The organism is Streptomyces sp. WELS2 (assembly GCF_013870595.1).
In the GTDB taxonomy this organism is placed as follows: domain Bacteria; phylum Actinomycetota; class Actinomycetes; order Streptomycetales; family Streptomycetaceae; genus Streptomyces.
Map to the genome: position 1 here is coordinate 1 of NZ_JACBWZ010000790.1, position 2,808 is coordinate 2,808.

At 73.9% G+C, this 2,808-nt stretch carries 3 protein-coding genes; 2 read left to right on the plus strand and 1 reads right to left on the minus strand.

Annotated elements, in window-relative coordinates:
- Positions 1-109: 109 nt before the first annotated feature.
- Positions 110-505: a luciferase family protein gene (locus H5J33_RS29850; RefSeq protein WP_181797907.1), complete on the minus strand. Its 396-nt coding sequence runs from the start codon at positions 503-505 to the stop codon at positions 110-112.
- 433 nt (positions 506-938) lie between these two features.
- On the opposite strand from H5J33_RS29850, the gene H5J33_RS29855 reads away from it, so the two are divergent.
- Positions 939-2,123, plus strand: a complete 1,185-nt coding sequence (locus H5J33_RS29855) for an MFS transporter (protein WP_181797909.1) — start codon at positions 939-941, stop codon at positions 2,121-2,123.
- A 343-nt stretch (positions 2,124-2,466) separates the two neighbouring features.
- On the plus strand, positions 2,467-2,808 hold a 342-nt coding region (locus H5J33_RS29860), incomplete at its 3' end, for an LLM class flavin-dependent oxidoreductase (RefSeq protein ID WP_181797908.1).

Sequence of the window (2,808 nt, forward strand, 5' to 3'; positions counted from 1 at the left end):
ACGGTTCGCGGCGGAGGCCGCGGCAACCGGGGCGTGCCGAGCCCCTGACGCGGCACCAACCGGGACGTCGTTCACCTCTGCCACCGCATCAACCGGGGCTCCGCCCGCCTCACATGCCGCGGAGGTCGGCCTTCACGAATCCCGCGCCCCGCTGGTCGTTGCAGACCGCCGGCGGCCGGTCGGCCGGGTCCGGCCATGTCTGGGGGGCCTGGAGCGCCACGCTCACCAGCGTCAGCAGCAGGTCGACGTCGCTCGCGGCGTCCAGGCGCAGCGTCACCCACGGCGAGCCGCGCACGATCCTGATCGCGCCCGAGTCCTTGAGGTCCTTGGTGAACCGCCGGACGGCCCGGTCGGTGAGCAGCAGGTCGACATCCCGCTCGGAGTGGAAGTGGACGATCTCACCCCGGGCGGAACTCACCGCCTGCCCCAGGCCGCAGCTCGGCACGGTCTGTCTCAGATCCGGCCAGGTCGCCAATTGCGCGAGCGCGCGCGAGGCCAACGTCATGGGGCCATCATGGCGCGCTCACCCGTCCGCAACCAGCTCGTGAGCGAGCATTAACCGACCCGTATCCGCCGCGTGTTCAGCAACTCGTACACCTGTCCAGTCGCCGAACGGGCCCGCGCACGCCCCATGTTGCCCCGCCTCACGCCACCCGGTGAAGGGAATCCGCAGGTGGGTCCGTGCGGCGGGACCGCCGGTGCGGTTCCGCGGCCCGGGTGCGCGCGCGATCCGTGTCCGCGGAGCGGGCGGGACCGCCCGGGGCCGTGGTCCCCGAACGGGCGAAGCACCGGATGCCGGTTCGTCACCACCCCGACCGGAGGAGCCCGGTTGACGGCCGGCCGCGCGGGACCGGCCCGGGACCGTCTTGCCCCCTCCCCGCCCCGCCCGTACGCTGGGTTTTGTGCCGATAGTAAACAAAACCCGTGTGCACAGTGTCGTGCCGGGCCGGAGCCTCACGGCACTGCGCGCCGCGATCACCGCTTTCTTCGCCCTGGACGGTTTCATCTTCGCGGGGTGGGTCGTCCGCATCCCCGACATCAAGCACCAGACGCACGCTTCCGCCGGCGCCCTCGGACTCGCCCTGCTCGGGGTGTCCGCCGGGGCCGTGCTCACCATGACGCTGACCGGGCGGCTGTGCCGTCGCTACGGCAGCCATCCGGTGACCGTGGTCTGCATGGTGGTGCTCGCGCTGAGCGTGGCGCTGCCCCCGCTCACCCACTCGGCGCCGGCGCTGGGGGCCGTACTGCTGCTGTTCGGCGCGGGCTACGGCGGGGTCAACGTGGCCTTCAACAGCGCCGCCGTCGATCTGGTCGCCGCGTCGCGCAGGCCGATCATGCCGAGTTTCCACGCGGCCTTCAGCCTGGGCGGGATGGTCGGCGCGGGCCTCGGCGGGCTGGTCGCCGAGGTCCTCTCCCCCACCCGCCATCTGCTGGGCCTCACCGTGATCGGACTGCTCGTCACGGCCGTCGCCGGACGCACCCTGCTGCGGTGCGAGCCGCCGGAGCCGCCCGAACGCACACCGGCGCAGGCGGCGCAGGCGGGCGGGAAGAAGCGGCGCGGGGTCGTGGTCGTCTTCGGGCTCGTCGCGATGTGCACGGCGTACGGGGAGGGGGCGATGGCCGACTGGGGCGCGCTCCACCTCCAGCAGGACCTCGCGGCCTCCGCCGGCGGCGCGGCGGCCGGGTACGCGTGTTTCGCGCTCGCCATGACCATCGGCCGGCTGACCGGGACGACGCTGCTGGCCCGCCTCGGGCGGGCCAGGACCGTGGTCGCCGGAGGCGGCGTCGCGGCGGCCGGCATGCTGCTCGGTGCCCTCGCGCCGTCGGTGTGGGCCGCGCTGGCCGGTTTCGCGGTGACCGGGCTCGGGCTCGCGAACCTCTTCCCGGTCGCCGTGGACCAGGCGGGTGCGCTGGCCGGCGCGTCCGGCGTCGCCCTGGCCTCGACCCTGGGCTATGGCGGCATGCTCCTCGGGCCGCCGGCGATCGGGTTCATGACCGACTGGTTCTCCCTGCCCACCGCGCTCACGAGTGTGGCCGCGCTGGCCGCGGTCGCCACCGTTCTCGGCCTGGCGACGCGGCACGCCTTCACGGACACCGCTTCGCCCGGCCGACGAAGCCGGTGACGGGGTCCCGGGTGCGCTGGACCGGGCAGGGGCGGTGGTCGACCAGCGCGCCCGCGTAGGCCGAGCAGGCCTCCAGCACTCCTGCCGGAGCCTCTCGCACCGGGTGAACCGGTGGCTCCTGTCCGTGGTGCGCTGCCGGAACGCGAGGGTGAGTGCCGATCCGAGCAGGGTGCCGAGGACGGCTGTGGCGCCGGCGATGACGGATGCCACGCCTCGAGCCGGTCACGCGCGCCGAGTGGCCGGTCCGGCAGGAATGAACAGGCGCGGTACGGGAGTTGGAGGTGGGGCAGGCGATCGATGATCGTCGTGTGCCCCGACCGTACCGCTACCGGAAGGCGTTCCCATGACCCCGCTGCGCCTCGGCGTCTCCCTGCAACCGCGCTGGCCGCTCCACGACGGAGCCGGCGCGCTGCGCGCCGCACGCCACGCCGAGGAACTGGGTTTCGACCACGTCGCCGTCGGCAACCGGCTCCTGGACAGCGGTTTCGGCCTCGACACGGACCCGTTCGTACTGCTGTCGGCCGTGGCGGGGGCGACGACCCGCCTGCGGCTGCTGACGTCGGTGCTCGTCGCGCCGTACTACCCCGCGCTGGTGCTCGCCAACCAGGCCGCCACGCTGGACGTGGTCTCCGGCGGCCGCCTGATCCTCGGCGTCGGCACCGGCTGGAACCCCGACGAGTTCGCG